Genomic DNA, 16,564 nt, shown 5'->3' on the forward strand with positions numbered 1-16,564 from the left:
AGGTCGTGTGCTTAACGAAGTGCCAACCCTGGCGTGGCGCAGCAATGCGCGCAAGCCGCACATGCAGGTAGAATGGGTTGTGCCAGTACCTTTATGAACAGCCGGGAGTGAGCTTATGCAAATCAACATCAATACAGATAAAACGATCGAACGTCATCAAGGCCTCGACGATCATGTGCAATCCGTGGTCTCCGCCGCCGTTTCCCGTTTTAGCGAACACATTACCCGTGTTGAAGTCCACCTCAGCGACGAAAACAGCCAGAAATCGTCGGATGGCGGCAACCGCTGCCTGCTTGAAGCGCGCGTGACCGGCTACCAGCCGATCGCCGTCAGCGACCACGCGGTCAGCTTGCACCAGGCCATCAGCGGCGCTGCCGACAAGCTCAAGCGCGCCATCGACAGCGCCCTGGGCCGTCTGCATGACAAACAGCTGCACGCCACGCCGAAACTGGTGCCTGAGCCGGACGAAGTGAGCGAGTAATTTACCTGGCAATCGCCAGCTGACAGGCCAGCGCCTGCCGCACGGCAGGCTGGCCTGCATCGGCGCGACGCAAACCAGCATGGCATCGCGCTGCCCCGCTCAGAACATCGACGCCGACTGCGCCATCGCGCGCAGGTAGCGCAAACCAGCCAGCGAACGGCTGCCGTACCACGACATCATTTCCCCATCGACCAGATACACCGGCTTGCCGATCTGCTTTTCCAGCGCGTCCGCGTGGACCTCCGTGAAGCGATACGGTTCGGTCGACAGCAGCACGCCGTCGATGCGCGCCACCAATTGCTCGGACCAGGTAAAACACGGGTAACGGGTGGCATCGCGCGCCGGGTCGCCCAGTTGCGGCACGCTCCAGCCGATCTCGGCCATCATGCGGGCGATGTAGGTATCGGCCGAAATGCTCATCCATGGATCTTGCCAGATGCAGTACAGCACGGTTGCCGGACGTCCCTTGGGCAAGGCTTGCAGCGCCGCGTACTCCGCTTCGAAGTCCGCGCACCATGCTTCGGCCTTCTCGCCGGCGCAAAAAATCCCGCCCATCAGGCGCGCCAGTGCAAGGTTGTCGCGCGGCGCCACCGGATGGGTGACGACGATGTGCGGCACGAATGCGGCCAGCGCGTCGACGGTCGGCTTTTCGTTTTCGTCGATGTTGACCACCAGATGGGTCGGTGCGAGCTTGCGGATCTTTTCCAGGTTCACATCCTTGGTGCCGCCAATCTTGGCAATCGAGGCCACCTGTGCGGCCGGATGGATGCAAAAACCGGTGCGCCCGACCACTTGCCCGGCCAGCCCGAGGTCGCACAGCAATTCGGTAATCGAGGGCACCAGCGACACGATCCGTGCCGCCGGGTCGGGCTGAAATGGGGTGCCGAGGGCGTCGGTAAAGTACATGGAATGAACGGTTCAATTCGAATGACGCTATTGGAACACTGATATGATGCAAACGCCAATGGTTATAGCGGCGCACATTTGACCGGAGAGACTATGTTGGAACAGATCGGCACCTTCGCAGCATCGGGCTACACCATCCGCGACTTGCATTTGTTCCGCGACATCGACGACCAGCAGATCGCGTGCGCCCTGGGCGGGTGCGCCGTGGTACGGCTCGACACCGGCGCCAAGGTCGAAGACAGCAACCGCGCGCGCCTGTACATCGTGCTGCGCGGCGCCCTGGCGGTCGAAGCCGACACCCGCAACGGCATGGCCGACGGCACCGTCAGCAAGATTTTACCGGGCGAGAGCGTGGGCGAGCAATCGGTGCTGGACGAAGCGGCCAACCTGGCCTCGATCAGCGCGCTGGAAGAATCGGAACTGCTCGTCATCGAGGGCGAGCTGGTGTGGAAGCTGATCGACCAGTCGAACGGCCTGGCGCGCAACCTGTTGCGGCTGTTGTCGTTCCGCATCCGGGCCGCCAACGCGCTGTTGCGGCGGCGTCAGAAGCTGGGCGAATTCTACCGCCAGCTATCGATGAACGATGGCTTGACCGGGCTCTACAATCGCGCCTGGATGAACGACATGCTGCCCAAGCTGATCGCCACCGCGCACCGCGCCGGCACGCCGCTGGCGCTGGTGATGCTCGACCTCGATCACTTCAAGTTGTTCAACGATTCCCACGGCCACCTGGCCGGCGACGACGCCCTGCGCGCGGCGGCCGACGTGATTTCGACGGCGCTGCGCCCGTCCGATTTCGCATTGCGCTACGGCGGCGAGGAATTGATGGTGATCCTGCCCGAAACGGCCGAACCGCTGGCCGTGATGGTGGCCGACCGCTTGTGCGCACGCATGCGCGAAGCGCCGATTTTCCGCGATATGCGGGTTCCGCTGCCGCACATCACGGCGTCGTTCGGGGTGGCCATGCTGGAAGCGGGCATGGATGACAGCGCCCTCATCGCAGCGGCCGACGCCGCCTTGTACCGCGCCAAGGATGGCGGACGCAACCGGGTCGCACGCTGAAAGCACGCCCCAAGGCGGCGCCAATCTGTGTACCATATGGGTCCGCCCCCGATAACGCCGACGTTTCGGCCCTGAAATTCAGAGCCCGTCATTCCCGCGAAGGCGGGAATCCAATGCACGTACACTCAGCGACGGCGCCTTGGATTCCCGCCTTCGCGGGAATGACGGCTCCAGGGCCAACGGTGTCAGGGTCCGCCCCGAGGCGCACGTCCCAGGGCTGCTACTTATTGATCAAAGTTCCATGACCACCCATACCTTTCTCTGGCACGACTACGAAACCTTCGGCGCCCAGCCGCGCCGCGATCGTCCGGCGCAGTTCGCCGCGATCCGTACCGATGCCGCCCTGAACGAAATCGGCGAGCCGATCATGCTGTACTGCCAGCCGGCGCCGGATTTCCTGCCCGACCCGCAATCGTGCCTGATCACCGGCATCACGCCGCAGCAATGCCTGGAGCTGGGTGTGCCCGAGCACCAGTTCGCGGCCACCATCGAAGCGGCCTTCAGCCAGGCCGGCACCATCGGGGTGGGCTACAACACCATCCGTTTCGATGACGAGATCACGCGCTTTTTGTTCTGGCGCAACCTGATCGACCCGTACGCGCGCGAGTGGCAGCACAATTGCGGGCGCTGGGACTTGCTCGACGTGGTGCGCATGACCTACGCGCTGCGCCCGGATGGCATCGTTTTTCCTCCGCGCGTGGAAGACGGGAAGCCAAGTTTCAAGCTCGAGCACCTGGCCAAGGCCAATGGCTTGCTGCACGAGTCGGCCCACGATGCGCTGTCGGACGTGCGCGCCACCATCGCCCTGGCGCGCCTGGTCCGCGACAAGCAGCCCAAGCTGTTCGATTTTTGCCTGGCCTTGCACAAGAAAGACAAGGTCGCCTCGGAAATGGGCATGCACCTGGCGGCGGCCCAGCGCCAGCCCTTCCTGCACGTGTCGGGCATGTTCCCGACCGAGCGTGGCTGCATCGGCCTGGTATGGCCGCTGGCGACGCATCCGACCAACAAGAATGAAGTGCTGGTGTGGGATTGCAGCCATGACCCGGCCGAGCTGTTCGGGCTCGATGCGGACACGATCCGCCTGCGCATGTTCACACGTTCGGCCGATTTGCCGGAAGGCATGACGCGCTTGCCGATCAAGAGCATCCATTTGAACAAGTCACCTATGCTGGTGGGCAATCTCAAGACGCTCACTACAGACATGGCGCAGAAGTGGGGCATCGATATCGCGCAGGCGCGCGCGTTCGCGGCCGTGGTGGCGGCGGGGCCGGATATGGGGGCCTTGTGGGCCCAGGTGTACCAGCGCCCGGGCGCGCAAGAGGCCGTGGATGTGGACGAGGACTTGTATGGCGGGTTTATCGGCAACGGCGACCGGCGCAAGCTGGAGTCCTTACGGGCCGAGACCCCCGAGAAGCTGGCCAAGGCCAAGCCATCGTTTGAAGACCAGCGGCTGGTGGAACTGGTGTTCAGGTATCGCGCGCGCAATTTCCCGGACTTGCTCAGTGAAGCGGAAGCGCAGCAGTGGGAAGATCATCGCGCCGCCAGGCTGTTCGACGGGCAAGGCGGGGCGCGGACGATCGAGCAGTTGTTTGCCGAGATCGACACCTTGTCGGAAGACGCCGACGAGCGTGCCGAGGAGATTTTGGGGACCTTGTACGATTATGCGGAGGCGATTGCGCCGAGCAGGTACTAGTCTCTGTCGTTCCCGTTCTGACTGTTACCGTCATTCCCGCGCCAAGGCGGCCCTTGGCGCGGGAACGACGGTTTTGGAGCTAGCGGGAACGACGAGTTAGCGATACAAATTGATCGCGTCCCTTGTTTCTGTCGCCACCCGGCGCGCTGCCGCCGCAAAATCCTCGCTCCCCTGCGCCGTCGCGTACAAAATCGCGCGCGACGAGTTGATCATCATGCCGGCGCCGCTGGCCGTGCGGCCCGACCTGACGGTCGCTTCCACATCGCCACCCTGCGCACCCACACCCGGCACCAGCAGCGGCATCTCGCCCACGATCGCCCGCACCTGCGCCAACTCGTCCGGAAAAGTCGCCCCCACCACCAGCGCGCACTGCCCGTTCGTGTTCCACTTCTCCGCCACCATGCGCGCCACATGCTGGTACAGCGGCTTGCCATCGGCCATCAGGAACTGCAAATCCGATCCGCCCGGATTGGACGTGCGGCACAGCACAATGGCGCCGCGATCGGTCCACTCCATGTACGGCTCGACCGAATCGAAACCCATGTACGGATTGAGCGTGACCGCATCGGCCCCGTAGCGGTCGAACGCTTCGCGCGCGTACTGGCGCGCGGTGGCGCCGATGTCGCCGCGCTTGGCGTCGAGAATGAGGGGAATGTGCGGATAATGCTGGCGCGCATACGCGCAAATGCGCTCCAACTGCCCCTCCGCGCCCAGCGCGGCAAAGTAAGCGATCTGCGGCTTGAACGAACAGGCCAGGTCCGCCGTGGCGTCGATGATTTCCTTGCAAAACAGGAAAATCGCTTCGGGCTCCTTGGCCAGTTGGGCCGGAAAACGCGCCAGGTCGGGGTCGAGACCGACGCACAGCAGGGAGTTGTTGGTGGTCCAGGCGGCGGACAGCTTGTTGATAAAGTTCACAGGACAGCCTCGTAGTCGATTACAAACCCGCCATTGTAGCGCGTCCCCCGCCCCTCCCCGCTCGCCGGCACGCACGTTTGAAAAGTCATCTTGTTGGCATTTAGGGTATATTTTTGACCATTCGACAACTTGCTACGGACGGAAATACCATGAAAAACACTGCATTCGCACGCTGCGCACGGGTGCTGCTGACCCTGGCACTGACAGGAACCTTGCTGTCCGGCTGCGGCTACAACGAGTTCCAGACCAAGGATGAAGCCACCAAGGCCGCCTGGGGCGAAGTCGTCAACCAGTACCAGCGCCGCGCCGACCTGATTCCGAACCTGGTCAATACGGTCAAGGGTTACGCCACCCACGAAAAAGAAACGCTGGAGTCGGTCACGCGCGCGCGCGCCGCCGCTACCAGCATCCAGGTCACCCCCGAAGTGCTGAACAATCCGGAAGCGTTCAAGAAATTCCAGGAGGCGCAGGGCCAGCTGACCGGCGCCTTGTCGCGCCTGATGGTGGTGGCCGAAAAATATCCCGACCTGAAGGCCGACGCCAGCTTCCGCGACCTGCAGTCGCAACTCGAAGGCACCGAGAACCGCATCACGGTTGCGCGCCAGCGTTACATCGTCACGGTGCAGGATTACAACGTTCAGGTGCGTAAGTTCCCGACCAACCTGACGGCGAAAATGTTCGGCTATGACACCAAGCCGTCGTTTACCGTCGAAAACGAAAAAGCGATTTCGACCGCCCCGGCTGTGAACTTTGGCAAGTAAGCCGATGAAGCTGCTGCCTTATCTCTGGATGCTGGCCCTGGCCCTCGGCCTGGGCTTCGGCACGGCCGCGCACGCGCAATTGGCGCCGGTGCCGACCTTGAGCACCCATGTCACCGACCAGGCCGGCATGCTGAGCGAAGAACAGCGCGCCAAACTGGAAGCCGTGCTGACGGATTACGAAAGCAAGACCGGCAGCCAGATCGCGGTGTTGCTGGTCAAGAGCACGGCGCCGGAACAGATCGAGCAGTACAGCATCCGCGTGACCGATGCCTGGAAGCTCGGCCGCAAGGGCGTCGACGATGGGGTGCTGCTGGTGGTGGCGCCCGACAATCCGGCCGCCCTGCGGCGCTTGCGCATCGAAGCCGGGCGCGGCGTGCAAGGCGTGCTGACCGATGCGCAATCGAAGCGCATCTTGCAGGATGTAATCGCACCGCATTTCCAGCAGAAGCAGTTTTATGACGGCCTGGTCGCCGGCGTGGGCGCGATTGCCACGCTGCTCAACGCGGAACAGTTCCCTGCCCCGCCGCCGCAACAGCGCCAGGCGCAAGAGTCGGGCGGCGGCGGCATGCTGGTGCCGCTGATCCTGTTCGGCGCCGTCGCGCTGGCATCGATGTTCCGGCCACGGCGCGCGCGACTTGGCAGCGGCGGCTGGAGCAGCGGCGCGACCGGCCTCATCATCGGCAGCGCGCTGGGCGGCCTCGGTCGTGGCGGCGGCGGTGGCGGTGGCGGCGGTTTTTCCGGCGGCGGGTTTTCCGGCGGCGGCGGCAGTTTTGACGGCGGCGGCGCCTCGGGAGATTGGTAATGAGTCAGTCCGCCACATCAAGCAGCGGTTCGCGCCTGGCGCCTCGCATGGCGCGCATGTGGCGCCACTGGCGCAGCACGGCCGCCAAAGGCCGGCGCGCGTTTCCGCCGGAAACGCTGGACGCGATCGGCAAGGCCATCACGGCCGGCGAGCAAACCCATCGCAGCGAGCTGCGCCTGATCGTCGAGCACGCCATGCCGTTCGACGCCTTGTGGGCCGGCATGGGGATTCGCGAACGCGCGATTGCCTTGTTTGCCGAATATGGCATCTGGGATACGGAAGACAATTGCGGCGTGCTGATCTACGTGAACCTGGCCGAGCATCGAGTCGAAATCGTGACCGACCGCAACGTCGGGCGCAAGATCGACAATATCGTCTGGAAACGCTTGTGCGCCTTGATGACGCAGGGTTTTGCGCAGGGTCAATTCCACGCCGCCACCCTGGCGGCATTGGAACAAGTCAACGCTTTGCTGGCCGAACACTTTCCGGCCAAGGGCGCGCGCGCCAATGAGTTGCCGGATCGCCCCATCATGTTATGACGCAGCGCAAAAAACCCAACGCCGGGCGCGCTGTGTGGTTAAAATTCGCTATGTCCGTATCACATTGAAAGCACTACATGAGACTTGAGCAAAAAGTAGCGATCGTCACCGGCGCCACCCAAGGCATTGGCCTGGCCTGCGCCCAGCGCCTGGTGAAGGAAGGCGCGCGCGTGATGCTGGTCGATATCAAGGCCGACGGCGCCGCCGCGGCCGAAGCGCTCGGCGAGAACGCCCGCTTCTTCGCCGCCGACGTCAGCCAGAAGGCCGATGTCGACGCCATGATCGCCGCCACCGTGGCCGCCTTCGGCCGTATCGATGTGCTGGTCAACAACGCCGGCGTGACGCACGCCGCCGATTTTCTCGACCTGACCGAAGACGATTTCGACCGCGTCATGCGGATCAACCTCAAGTCGATGTTCCTGTGCGGTCAGGCGGCGGCGCGCCACATGGTGAGCCAGCAGCACGGCTGCATCATCAACATGTCGAGCGTCAATTCGGAAGTGGCGATCGCCAACCAGGTGCCGTACGTGGTTTCCAAGGGCGGCATCAACCAGCTGACCAAGGTGATGGCGCTGAACCTGGCCGGCTACGGCATCCGCGTCAACGGCATCGGCCCCGGCACCATCCTGACCGAACTGGCCAAGAAAGCCGTGCTGGGCAGCCCGGAAGCGCGCAACACGATCCTGTCGCGCACCCCGCTGGGACGCTGCGGCGAGCCGGACGAGATCGCCTCCGTGGTGGTGTTCCTGGCCAGCGACGACGCGTCCTACATGACCGGCCAGACCATGTATGTCGACGGTGGCCGGCTTGCCCTCAACTACACGGTGCCGGTGAAGGAATGAGCCAAACCAAACAGCCGCTGCCGGCGGGGATCAACATGCTGGCGCTGGAAAACCAGTTTTGCTTCGCGCTGTATTCGGCCTCGCACGCGATGACCAAGACCTACAAGCCGATGCTCGACCGGCTCGGCCTGACCTACCCGCAATACCTGGTGATGCTGGTGCTGTGGGAACAGGATGCAATCCTGGTCAAGGATATCGGGGCGCGCCTGTTTCTCGATTCGGGCACGCTCACGCCGCTGCTCAAGCGCCTGGAAGCGAACGGCCTGCTCTCGCGCAACCGCGATCCGCATGACGAGCGCCAGGTGCGCATCGTGCTGACCGCGCAAGGCAAGGCGCTGCGCGCGCAGGCCGAAGCGATTCCGGAACAGGTGCTGTGCGCCAGCGGGCAGGAACTGGCCGCGCTGGGACGCATGCGCAAGGAGCTGTCGGGCGTGCGCGACGACTTGTTCAAGGCGATGGAAGAACACGACTGAACTGGCGGCGGGGGGAGGGCGGCCCCCGCCAGCGCGGGCAAAGAATTTGACTAAATTGATTGCGCACAATTGAATTGTTCGCTATAGTTATTCCATCGGCACAGCGTTGCCGCCCCAACCCAAGCAAGGAGTTAGCATGCAAGTTCTCTACACAGCACACGCAACAGCAAGCGGTGGTCGCGATGGCCGCGCCGTTTCCGATGACAACGTCCTGGATGTCAAACTGTCGACCCCGACGTCGCTGGGCGGCGCCGGTGGCGCCGGCACCAATCCTGAGCAACTGTTTGCGGCAGGCTACGCGGCGTGTTTCCTGTCGGCCCTGAAACTGGTCAGCGGCGCCCTCAAGACCCCGGTTCCTGCCGACACCAGCATCGATGCGTCGGTCGGCGTGGGCCCGAACGACAAAGGCGGCTTCGGCCTGACCGTCAAGCTGGTCGTGAAGACGCCCGGCATGGACCTGGCGACGGCCCAGGCGGCGGTACACAAGGCGCATGAAGTCTGCCCGTACTCGAACGCGACACGCGGCAACATCGACGTCGACCTGAGCGTCACCGTCTAAGGCGAGCGGGGGAGATATAAGTGAGGCGCATGTCTGATATCCGAAATGGCAATTAGACATATAATTGCCCGGGCCGCATAATTGCACCTGTCTCCACTATCTTCCTCCAAGAAAATAGTTTAAGCCCGCTTTCATCAGCGGGCTTTTTTTTGCCTGTGCCGGTGGTGCGCGGCCGGAGCGCATGCCGGCGGACATCTTTTTCCTCGCTTTCCCACATTGTTGCGCAGTGTCATAACTGGGTAACATTCCCTGCCTATACTTGCTTCATCTGCTGTACACGTAACCGATATGCGTGACTGGCAGCCAGGTGTGTCGACCCGGAGGGCGGCACACCACTCCGAATTGACGATCTCTTGGCCCGATCTTGGGTTTAGCCCGCTCCCACAAGCGGGCTTTTTTTTTGGCGCAACACTTTTCCCTGTTCCTTTGACTAGGACAGGCGAAAAGATGACGCAAAGGCTTGAAGCTGGCGCTTATTCATCTATCATGAAGTTCCTCGAGCTTTTTTCATAACCATTGGCCAGCCAAGCGGAGCGATAAGAATGAGTGAATATGTCCTTGATGCACTATCCGAGCCACTTTATCAACAGGCAAACGCCAGCCGCCGCCAGCGCCACACGCCGGACGACACGCTCGTCCTTACCGAACTCCATCCCAGCACCGTTGTCGACCACCTCGACAGCGATAACGCCCCGGTCGAACTGATCACCTTCGGCACGGTGCGCGAGACTTGCCCGAAGTGCAACCATACCCACCTCAAGCTGGTCCTGCGCCAGCGCGCCGTCCGCGTCGCCCATCTGTTCTGCGCCGAATGCCACGGCTGTTTCGACGCGCGCTACCCCAATGGCGCGCCCGCCCTGAGCATCTGACCCCCTGGGCAAACAACATGCCGGTCGCGCACGCGCGACGGCCGGCATGGTAAGGTGGCGGTTTTCCCTCACGCCCCCCAACATGTCCGCCCTGCTTTCCCTGCTTGTTCTTGATGAACGCCTGCGCAAATTGCGCTACCGTACCGCGCTGGCGATCTACGCCGCCATTCTCGTCATGGGTTCCCTGCCCGGTGCGCGCGCCGAGATTGGCACCGTGGCGTCCGGCATCGTGCTGCACTCGCTGGCCTACGGCATCATCACCTTCCTCTTGTTCACCGGCAGCCTGGGCAGTGCGCGCGAACGCGCCATCAAATCGGTGCTGACCGTGATGGTCATGGGCGCGCTGGACGAACTGGTGCAGAGTTTTCTACCGTACCGCACAGGCGCGGTCGGCGACTGGATGGTCGATTGCAACGCCGCGCTCGTCACTGCCGGCCTGCTCTGGGCATTTCTGCCGCAAACGCGCTCCCGCTAACGCTGGCGCGCCGGGCGCGGTATCGCCAACGCCAGCGCCAAGCTGGTGCGATTGCGCCACGCGCACCAGGCGCCGCACCGCCTGTTCTGAGTGATGATGCGCGCGCAGGCTGGCGACGCTCGATTCCATCGAAGCGACCAGCTCGATGATCAGGCTGGAAAGTGAAGTGGCAGGCATGACGCGCTTTCATAAATTTCAGTAGGAAAATTATTACCCGTTCAAAGCAGCGGGTATTTGCGCTGTATCAAGCGCACGCAGCGCTGTCTTTGCGCGAGCACTGCACCTTCCGAAAAATTCAAGACGATCTGCGCATTGTTTGACCTGTGTCAAAAGGCCGATGAATGCATGGGAACGTTAGTCGAATCGTTGGCTCTTACCGGTGTGGCACGCGGGATTGTCACGCACACAAGGAAGACACCAAGCAAAGGAGTTGATCATGAAGCGTATCGAACAAAGCGTGCTTCTGGCGGGCTTGCTGGCGCTGGCGGCCTGCAGTTCCACCGGCATGAATGGCAGCGACACGGCCAGCGGGACCAGCGGCGACAGTCCGGCGAGCACGTCGTCGACAGGCAGCGGCACGACCGACAGTGGCGGCACGGCGGGAAGCGGCGCCGGTAGCGCGGCAATGGGCGGCGCTGCCCAGTCCAGCGGTGGCGCCAGCGCCACCGGAGGCAGCGGCAGCATGGCGGGCACCGGCACGGGCAGCACGACGGGCTCGGGTAGCTCCGCTAGCGCCACAGACACCAGCATGGACAGTTCCATGGCCGGGATGGGTAGCTCCGCCGCGACGGGCGGCGCCCAGTCGGGCGGCAGCATGGCCAGTGGCGCGGGCGCCCCGGGAAACGCGCCCAACAGCACCGTGAGCAAGATCGAAGTCGTGCCGCGCCAGGGCAGCGGGACTACCGCTAGCACAGGGTCGGTTGGCGGCACCGGCAGTGCCGGCAGCACGGGCGCCAGCGGCGGCGCCATGAGCGGTGACCGCGTCTACCGCATCACGCTGAAGATGGACGACGGCGTGACCCAGGTCGTCACACAGGAAGCGGCGCCATCGTTCGCCACAGGCGACCGCGTGCGCGTGTCGGGTGGTGCGATCCAGCGCTAATGATGTATGCAGACATGATCGTGAATTTCTAGCGAACAGAAGCGGGCGCCTTGCACGGCGCACGCCGCGACGCCGTGCGCGCATTGCCTGCGGTGGGCAAGGCGGCAAGGCGCCGCTTAGGGCCGCTGGACAGCACAAAATGGATGCGCATCTATTTGGAAGCGCCCGCCAACGGGACTGGCCCGTGACTGGCGCTACCCTTTTTAGTGTCCCGAGTTAGAAATTCGTTGATGATTAAATGTGGTGAAATCGTAAAGAGACAAGGAACAAAGCGCAGGCAGGCCGAGGCCTGGCGAGCATTTGTGACGCAGTATCGGTGCGATTGTCGCCATATTTATTCAACGAATTTCTAACTCGGGACACTAGCTTGTCGCCGCTGCTACGTCTTCATCGCCAAAACGCCTTACTTACCGACACCGTCAACGTCGTTTCCGCGTCAAGGGTGACAGTGATCGCAATCTGAAACGCTTTGAGTTGACCTCCGAGGGCTGCCTTGGCGCGCGAGCTCAACGCTTGCTCACTCCGACCCGACGTTCTGCGCCGCATCGGCACGCTGGCGCAGCACCGCTTCCGCCGCCTTCTTGCCGGCGATGAAGGCATGGTCGGAGTTGTAGTACTCCCATTCGCTGTAACGCCCCGCCAGCACGATGTCGTAACGCGCCAGCCATGCCTTGACCAGCGCCACGTTGGCCGCGCGCGCGTGGTCGTACACCACATACGCGTACGGCATGTCGACCAGGTTGGCGCTGATGATGCGATCGTCGGGCCTGAGCATGGTGACCTTGACGCAGTCCTCGATGCAGCGCTCGATCAGCGCCTGGCCGTCGAGCGGCAGCGGCTTCCAGGGGGAATACGAAATCTCGCAGCTCAGCCCGAACCCACCGGGCGGATTGCAGTGCGGACTGGCGTTTCCCTGCACAAAAATGCGGTGGAAAATCGTGTCTTCTGGATAGTAGACCCAATGCTTGTCGGTGATGTTTTCGCGCGCCACGCCAAGGTTGACGCAGCGGACCGACAAGTGACGCAGGCCCTCGGCCGCCGCCCGCACCTCGGGCGGCGCTTCGCTGCCGGTCAGCTTGATCAATTCGGGCAAGGGCATGGTGCTGATCAAGTGGTCGTAACGGTAGCGGCTGCCGTCGGCCATCACCAGCACGTGTTCGCGCGGCAGCAGCTGGGCCGCTTCGGCGTTCATCTCGATCTTGCCTTTGATATGCGGCAGGAAACCGGACATCAGCGCCTGGAAACCGCCCGAGAGCGGATAGCCGAAGCGGGCATTCGGCCCCATCGGCTTGGCGACCGGTTCCAGCGCGCCTTCGATGATCTCTTCCAGGTCCGGCAGCGGCACCCTGCCCCCGAGCCAGGAAGTTTCCATCTCGGAAAGCGGCACCGTCCACAGCTTTTTGTTGTAGGGAATGGCGAAGTGCTCGGCGATGCCGCGACCCCAGACCTTGTAAATGAAATCTTCGAAATTCTGGCTGTCGCGCTTGCGCGGCGCGATGCTGGCCGTGCCGTGGGCCAGCTCGACCGTGCCATCGGCGCAGCAGTCTTCCACCGGCTTGACCGCGCACGGCGCTGGTGCCGGCGCGGCCCCGTCGATGCTGCCGAAGCGCGCTTCCACCGCGCCGATGATGCATTCGGTGATCACTTTGGGCGGCAAGCCGTACAGCGCGCCCTGGAAGGGGTAGCGCGTGTATACCTGCTTGCTGTAAACCCAGGCTTCGCGATCCTGCCAGTGCAGGTTGGGGCCGAGCAGCATCTCGTACAGCGAAAGCACATAGGGATCGTTCGAGAACATGATGTGCCCGGCATGGTCGAACGTGAAGCCCTGGTCGTGGATCGAGCGGCACCAGCCGCCGACGCTGCTGTTCTTGTCGAGCAGCAGCGCGCCCTCGCCCAGATGGTAGGCGGCGGACAAGCCGGTCGGGCCGGCGCCGACGATGACGGTCTGCACGTTCTGCGCACCAGTCTGCGAGCGCAGCGGGTTGACCGTGGCGCCGCTGCCGGTGGCGCCGGCGCCCGCGTTGGCGGCGCCCGCATTGCCGGCGCCCGCGTTGCCGGCCCCGCCAAAGCGCCCCGTGCTGCGTCCCGGGGCGGTCTCGGCCAGCAGGCGGCGCATCGCATCGACGGTGACGTCCCACGAGGTGCCCGCCACGATACCGCGCATGGTGGCGCACATGGCGGCGCGCCGTTCGGGCGTCATCGACAGCGCCGCTTCGCACGCCGCCCTGAAGTCGGCGCGGTCGTGCGCGATCGCCACCACATGGCCATACGGCCGGGCGACGTCGGCGATAGCGGTGCTGACGATCGGCAGTTCGGCGGCCATGTATTCGAGCACCTTGGTCGGGCTGATGAAGCGGGTCGCCTCGTTCAGCAAGAACGGCAGCAGGCACACATCCCAGCCGGCCAGCAGGCCGGGCAGCGCCTCGTACGATTGCTGCCCCAGGTAGTGGATGTTGGGGCGCCGCGGCAGGCTGGCCGGGTCGATTTTCATGACCGGGCCCACCATGAGCAGTTGCCAGTCGGGATGCGCATCGGCCAGCGCGCCGATCAGGGGCGCGTCGAAGCGCTCGTCAATCACGCCATAAAAGCCCAGGCGCGGCACGCCGATGCCGGCCTGGAGCGGATGGTTGCGGTCGCGCTCGAGCGCGCGCTCGAAATGGCGCACGTCCACGCTGCTGGGAAAGCAATGCGCGTTCGGATGGCGTTCGCGCTTGGCCTGGTACAGGCTCGGCCCGCCGGCGAACACCAGGTCGGCCAGGTTCAGCAAGGCGGTTTCGCGCTGCAGGAGCTGGCGCGGCGGGTTTTTGAACGCCGCCAGTTCGTCCATGCAGTCGTACACCACCAGGCTGGCGCGCAGTTCCTGCAGCAGCGGCAGGGCCATCGGCGTATAGAACCAGACGATGGGCCGCTCGCCGGGCGGCGCCAGGCCGGCCAGCATCGGTTGCAGCAGGCGGATCTGGTCGTCGTGAAAGCCCGGCGCATGCACCGGCGTATGCGGCCGCAACACGGTCACGTTCGGGACAGGGCGCGATTGTTCCATGAAGCTGTCGCCATCATCGTGAACGGGCTCCTCCACGAAGAGGATGCGGAAATGGTGCGCCAGCCGCGATAACAACTGCTGCGGCCGCTGGTAGACAGAGTCCCAGCGCAAGTGGCAAAAAACGATGATGGTCGACATGTGATCTCCTTTCGCCCGTCGCGGGCGTATGTTCGCTGGTAGTGTGTCCTGCGGACCGGCGGCGCCGTCCCGCGCGGGTGAGGTGGGCGGCTGCTCAGGTAATTCCCGGATCGCACTCCTCCTTCTCGTGGTCGTTGAGCGTGGCGGCGCGGATCAGTTCGAGCGGGACCTTGGGCGTGCGGTCGGCGCACAGCAGGCCGTTCGCTTCCTGGAAGGTGTCGCTGAACTGGGTGTAGCAAAAGCCGCTGAACATGGTGGTGGTGTTGACCACCGCCAGCAGGCGCCGGTACAGGTCGAGGAAGCTGTCTGCGGTGTGGGCGCGCGAATAGCCCCAGGTGGGCGCGCCGGCGCCCTGCTTGTCGAAGGCGACGCCGCCGAACTCGGTCAGCACGATCGGCTGGCCGCGATGCGGAAAGCCGTCCAGCGTCAGGATGCGTCCGCCCGGGCGGCGCTGGTCGAACAGGGTGCGGGTCGGCTCGCTGGTGGTGTAGCGCGCCGCCAGCCGCTCGGGATTGCAGTCGTAGTCGTGGATGCCGAGGATGTCGGTGGCCGACGCCTCCCAGCCATCGTTGCCGATCACCGGGCGCGTGGCGTCGAGCGTGCGGGTCAGGTGGTACAGGGCCTCGACCGCGTTGCGGTGGGCCTGGGTCAGGGTCAGGTTCGGCACGCCCCACGATTCGTTGAAGGCGACCCAGACGATGATGCACGGGTGGCTGTAGTCGCGCTCGATCGCCTCGGTCCATTCGCGCACCATGCGCGTGATGGCCTTGGGACTGAAGCGGTAGGCCGAGGGCATTTCTTCCCACACCAGCAAGCCGAGCCGGTCGGCCCAGTACAAATAGCGCGGGTCTTCGATCTTCTGGTGCTTGCGCACGCCGTTAAAGCCCATCGCCTTGGCCAGCTCGACGTCGCGTTTCAGGGCCGCGTCGGACGGCGCCGTCATCAGCGACTCGGGCCAGTAACCCTGGTCGAGCACCAGCCGCAACGCGTAGGCGCGCCCGTTCAGCATGAAGCGGTCGCGGTTGATCGCCACCGACCGCAGCGCCGTGTACGAACGCACCACGTCGAGCACCTGGCCGCGATGGTGCAGCGTCACTTCGGCATTGAGCAGGGTGGGACGCTCGGGGCTCCACAGCAGTTCGTTGCGCGAATCGTCGATGCCGGGGTCGGACAGGGAAATCTTGCGGTTGGCCTCGTGCCCGAGCAGCTTGTAGTGGTCGTCGGCCAGCAGGCTCTCGCCATGCCAGATCTTGACTTCGACGAACAGTTCTTCGGAAATATCGCCGGTGGCAACGATTTCGCAACCGATTTCGTAGGTCTCGAAAATCGGCGTCCAGCGCAGGCTCTGGATGTAGGTCGACGCCACCTGTTCGATCCACACCGTCTGCCAGATGCCGGTGGTGCGCGGATACCAGATCGAGTGCGCTTCGAGCAGCCAGTCCTGCTTGCCGCGCGGCTTGGCCAGGTCGTGCGGGTCGTCTTCGACGTACACGGTCACGACCTGCGCGCCCTCCTCCTTGAGGGCGCCGCTGATATCGGCCGAAAACGGCGTGTGCCCGCCCTCGTGCTCGGCCACCAGGTGCTGGTTGACCCAGATCCGGGCGCGGTAGTCGACCGCGCCGACATGCAGGATGGTGCGGCCGGCGTGCGGCCGCAGTTCGACGCTGCGCTCGTACCAGCACACCGAATGAAAGCCGGTGTCGCCCAGGCCGCTGGCGCGCGCTTCGGGCGCGAACGGCACTTCAATCTGGTGCGTCCATTCGGTCGCGCCATCGGGCATGCGTAAGCGGTCGCTCAGCGGCGTTATTGCGCGACCCGATGGCGATCTGGAGAATGCATCCCTGGTGACAAACGAATCCCAGGGAGATGGCAATGGACGCAGGTAAGCGGGCAGTCAAGCGGGTGAA

The 16,564-nt window shown here is 64.0% G+C and carries 16 protein-coding genes; 12 read left to right on the plus strand and 4 right to left on the minus strand.

Annotation, left to right across the window (positions count from 1 at the left end):
* The first annotated feature begins 115 nt into the window (after nucleotides 1-115).
* A complete protein-coding gene (locus F1735_RS18310) occupies nucleotides 116-481 on the plus strand; it encodes an HPF/RaiA family ribosome-associated protein (RefSeq protein ID WP_167238273.1) in 366 nt (121 codons plus the stop codon).
* Between the two features lie 99 nt (nucleotides 482-580).
* On the opposite strand, the gene F1735_RS18315 is transcribed toward F1735_RS18310, so the two are convergent.
* Nucleotides 581-1,387, minus strand: coding sequence for a helical backbone metal receptor (locus F1735_RS18315; protein WP_167238274.1), 807 nt, complete (start codon nucleotides 1,385-1,387; stop codon nucleotides 581-583).
* Between the two features lie 96 nt (nucleotides 1,388-1,483).
* Here F1735_RS18315 and F1735_RS18320 point away from each other — a divergent pair, with 96 nt between their 5' ends.
* On the plus strand, nucleotides 1,484-2,449 hold the full coding sequence (locus F1735_RS18320) for a GGDEF domain-containing protein (protein ID WP_167238290.1): 966 nt from the start codon (nucleotides 1,484-1,486) through the stop codon (nucleotides 2,447-2,449).
* A gap of 241 nt (nucleotides 2,450-2,690) precedes the next feature.
* Nucleotides 2,691-4,142 (plus strand): exodeoxyribonuclease I, encoded by a 1,452-nt coding sequence (sbcB, locus tag F1735_RS18325; protein WP_167238275.1) that lies wholly within the window; start codon nucleotides 2,691-2,693, stop codon nucleotides 4,140-4,142.
* A 96-nt stretch (nucleotides 4,143-4,238) separates the two neighbouring features.
* Here the strand turns inward: sbcB and pyrF are convergent, their stop codons facing one another.
* On the minus strand, nucleotides 4,239-5,057 hold the full coding sequence (pyrF, locus tag F1735_RS18330; protein ID WP_167238276.1) for an orotidine-5'-phosphate decarboxylase: 819 nt from the start codon (nucleotides 5,055-5,057) through the stop codon (nucleotides 4,239-4,241).
* Nucleotides 5,058-5,206: 149 nt separating this feature from the next.
* Here pyrF and F1735_RS18335 point away from each other — a divergent pair, with 149 nt between their 5' ends.
* The 9 genes from F1735_RS18335 (at nucleotide 5,207) to F1735_RS18375 (ending at nucleotide 11,479) form a co-directional block, all read left to right on the plus strand.
* On the plus strand, nucleotides 5,207-5,818 hold the full coding sequence (locus F1735_RS18335; protein WP_167238277.1) for a LemA family protein: 612 nt from the start codon (nucleotides 5,207-5,209) through the stop codon (nucleotides 5,816-5,818).
* A gap of 4 nt (nucleotides 5,819-5,822) precedes the next feature.
* Entirely contained in the window at nucleotides 5,823-6,620 is a 798-nt protein-coding gene (locus F1735_RS18340) for a TPM domain-containing protein (protein ID WP_167238278.1), read from the plus strand.
* Nucleotides 6,620-7,159 (plus strand): TPM domain-containing protein, encoded by a 540-nt coding sequence (locus F1735_RS18345; protein ID WP_167238279.1) that lies wholly within the window; start codon nucleotides 6,620-6,622, stop codon nucleotides 7,157-7,159. Before F1735_RS18340 ends, F1735_RS18345 begins: the two co-directional genes overlap by 1 nt.
* 77 nt (nucleotides 7,160-7,236) lie before the next feature.
* Nucleotides 7,237-8,001 carry an SDR family NAD(P)-dependent oxidoreductase gene (locus F1735_RS18350; RefSeq protein ID WP_167238280.1) on the plus strand — a complete coding sequence of 255 codons (765 nt, stop codon included), beginning with the start codon at nucleotides 7,237-7,239 and terminating at the stop codon, nucleotides 7,999-8,001.
* Nucleotides 7,998-8,474, plus strand: a complete 477-nt coding sequence (locus F1735_RS18355; RefSeq protein WP_166896913.1) for a MarR family winged helix-turn-helix transcriptional regulator — start codon at nucleotides 7,998-8,000, stop codon at nucleotides 8,472-8,474. Before F1735_RS18350 ends, F1735_RS18355 begins: the two co-directional genes overlap by 4 nt.
* A gap of 136 nt (nucleotides 8,475-8,610) precedes the next feature.
* Nucleotides 8,611-9,033: an organic hydroperoxide resistance protein gene (locus F1735_RS18360; RefSeq protein WP_167238281.1), complete on the plus strand. Its 423-nt coding sequence runs from the start codon at nucleotides 8,611-8,613 to the stop codon at nucleotides 9,031-9,033.
* A gap of 542 nt (nucleotides 9,034-9,575) precedes the next feature.
* Nucleotides 9,576-9,902, plus strand: coding sequence for a hypothetical protein (locus F1735_RS18365; RefSeq protein ID WP_167238282.1), 327 nt, complete (start codon nucleotides 9,576-9,578; stop codon nucleotides 9,900-9,902).
* Between the two features lie 82 nt (nucleotides 9,903-9,984).
* Nucleotides 9,985-10,377: a VanZ family protein gene (locus tag F1735_RS18370; protein WP_167238283.1), complete on the plus strand. Its 393-nt coding sequence runs from the start codon at nucleotides 9,985-9,987 to the stop codon at nucleotides 10,375-10,377.
* Nucleotides 10,378-10,813: 436 nt separating this feature from the next.
* On the plus strand, nucleotides 10,814-11,479 hold the full coding sequence (locus F1735_RS18375) for a hypothetical protein (RefSeq protein WP_167238284.1): 666 nt from the start codon (nucleotides 10,814-10,816) through the stop codon (nucleotides 11,477-11,479).
* Between the two features lie 517 nt (nucleotides 11,480-11,996).
* Here F1735_RS18375 and F1735_RS18380 read toward each other — a convergent pair.
* Together F1735_RS18380 and F1735_RS18385 are read right to left on the minus strand one after the other, a co-directional pair.
* Nucleotides 11,997-14,657, minus strand: coding sequence for an NAD(P)-binding protein (locus F1735_RS18380; protein ID WP_167238285.1), 2,661 nt, complete (start codon nucleotides 14,655-14,657; stop codon nucleotides 11,997-11,999).
* Nucleotides 14,658-14,751: 94 nt separating this feature from the next.
* A complete protein-coding gene (locus F1735_RS18385) occupies nucleotides 14,752-16,437 on the minus strand; it encodes a glycoside hydrolase family 2 TIM barrel-domain containing protein (RefSeq protein ID WP_167238286.1) in 1,686 nt (561 codons plus the stop codon).
* Nucleotides 16,438-16,564: the final 127 nt, after the last annotated feature.

Origin of the sequence: Massilia genomosp. 1 (assembly GCF_011682185.1) — a bacterium.
GTDB lineage: Bacteria > Pseudomonadota > Gammaproteobacteria > Burkholderiales > Burkholderiaceae_D > Telluria_A > Telluria_A rubra.

Bases quoted from the DNA above. Each gene is read 5' to 3' on its own strand.
- F1735_RS18310 (WP_167238273.1), top strand. From the start codon at position 116: ATGCAAATCAACATCAATACAGATAAAACGATCGAACGTCATCAAGGC.
- F1735_RS18315 (WP_167238274.1), bottom strand. From the start codon at position 1,387: ATGTACTTTACCGACGCCCTCGGCACCCCATTTCAGCCCGACCCGGCG.
- sbcB (WP_167238275.1), top strand. From the start codon at position 2,691: ATGACCACCCATACCTTTCTCTGGCACGACTACGAAACCTTCGGCGCC.
- F1735_RS18335 (WP_167238277.1), top strand. From the start codon at position 5,207: ATGAAAAACACTGCATTCGCACGCTGCGCACGGGTGCTGCTGACCCTG.
- F1735_RS18340 (WP_167238278.1), top strand. From the start codon at position 5,823: ATGAAGCTGCTGCCTTATCTCTGGATGCTGGCCCTGGCCCTCGGCCTG.
- F1735_RS18345 (WP_167238279.1), top strand. From the start codon at position 6,620: ATGAGTCAGTCCGCCACATCAAGCAGCGGTTCGCGCCTGGCGCCTCGC.
- F1735_RS18350 (WP_167238280.1), top strand. From the start codon at position 7,237: ATGAGACTTGAGCAAAAAGTAGCGATCGTCACCGGCGCCACCCAAGGC.
- F1735_RS18355 (WP_166896913.1), top strand. From the start codon at position 7,998: ATGAGCCAAACCAAACAGCCGCTGCCGGCGGGGATCAACATGCTGGCG.
- F1735_RS18360 (WP_167238281.1), top strand. From the start codon at position 8,611: ATGCAAGTTCTCTACACAGCACACGCAACAGCAAGCGGTGGTCGCGAT.
- F1735_RS18365 (WP_167238282.1), top strand. From the start codon at position 9,576: ATGAGTGAATATGTCCTTGATGCACTATCCGAGCCACTTTATCAACAG.
- F1735_RS18370 (WP_167238283.1), top strand. From the start codon at position 9,985: ATGTCCGCCCTGCTTTCCCTGCTTGTTCTTGATGAACGCCTGCGCAAA.
- F1735_RS18375 (WP_167238284.1), top strand. From the start codon at position 10,814: ATGAAGCGTATCGAACAAAGCGTGCTTCTGGCGGGCTTGCTGGCGCTG.
- F1735_RS18380 (WP_167238285.1), bottom strand. From the start codon at position 14,657: ATGTCGACCATCATCGTTTTTTGCCACTTGCGCTGGGACTCTGTCTAC.
- F1735_RS18385 (WP_167238286.1), bottom strand. From the start codon at position 16,437: ATGCCCGATGGCGCGACCGAATGGACGCACCAGATTGAAGTGCCGTTC.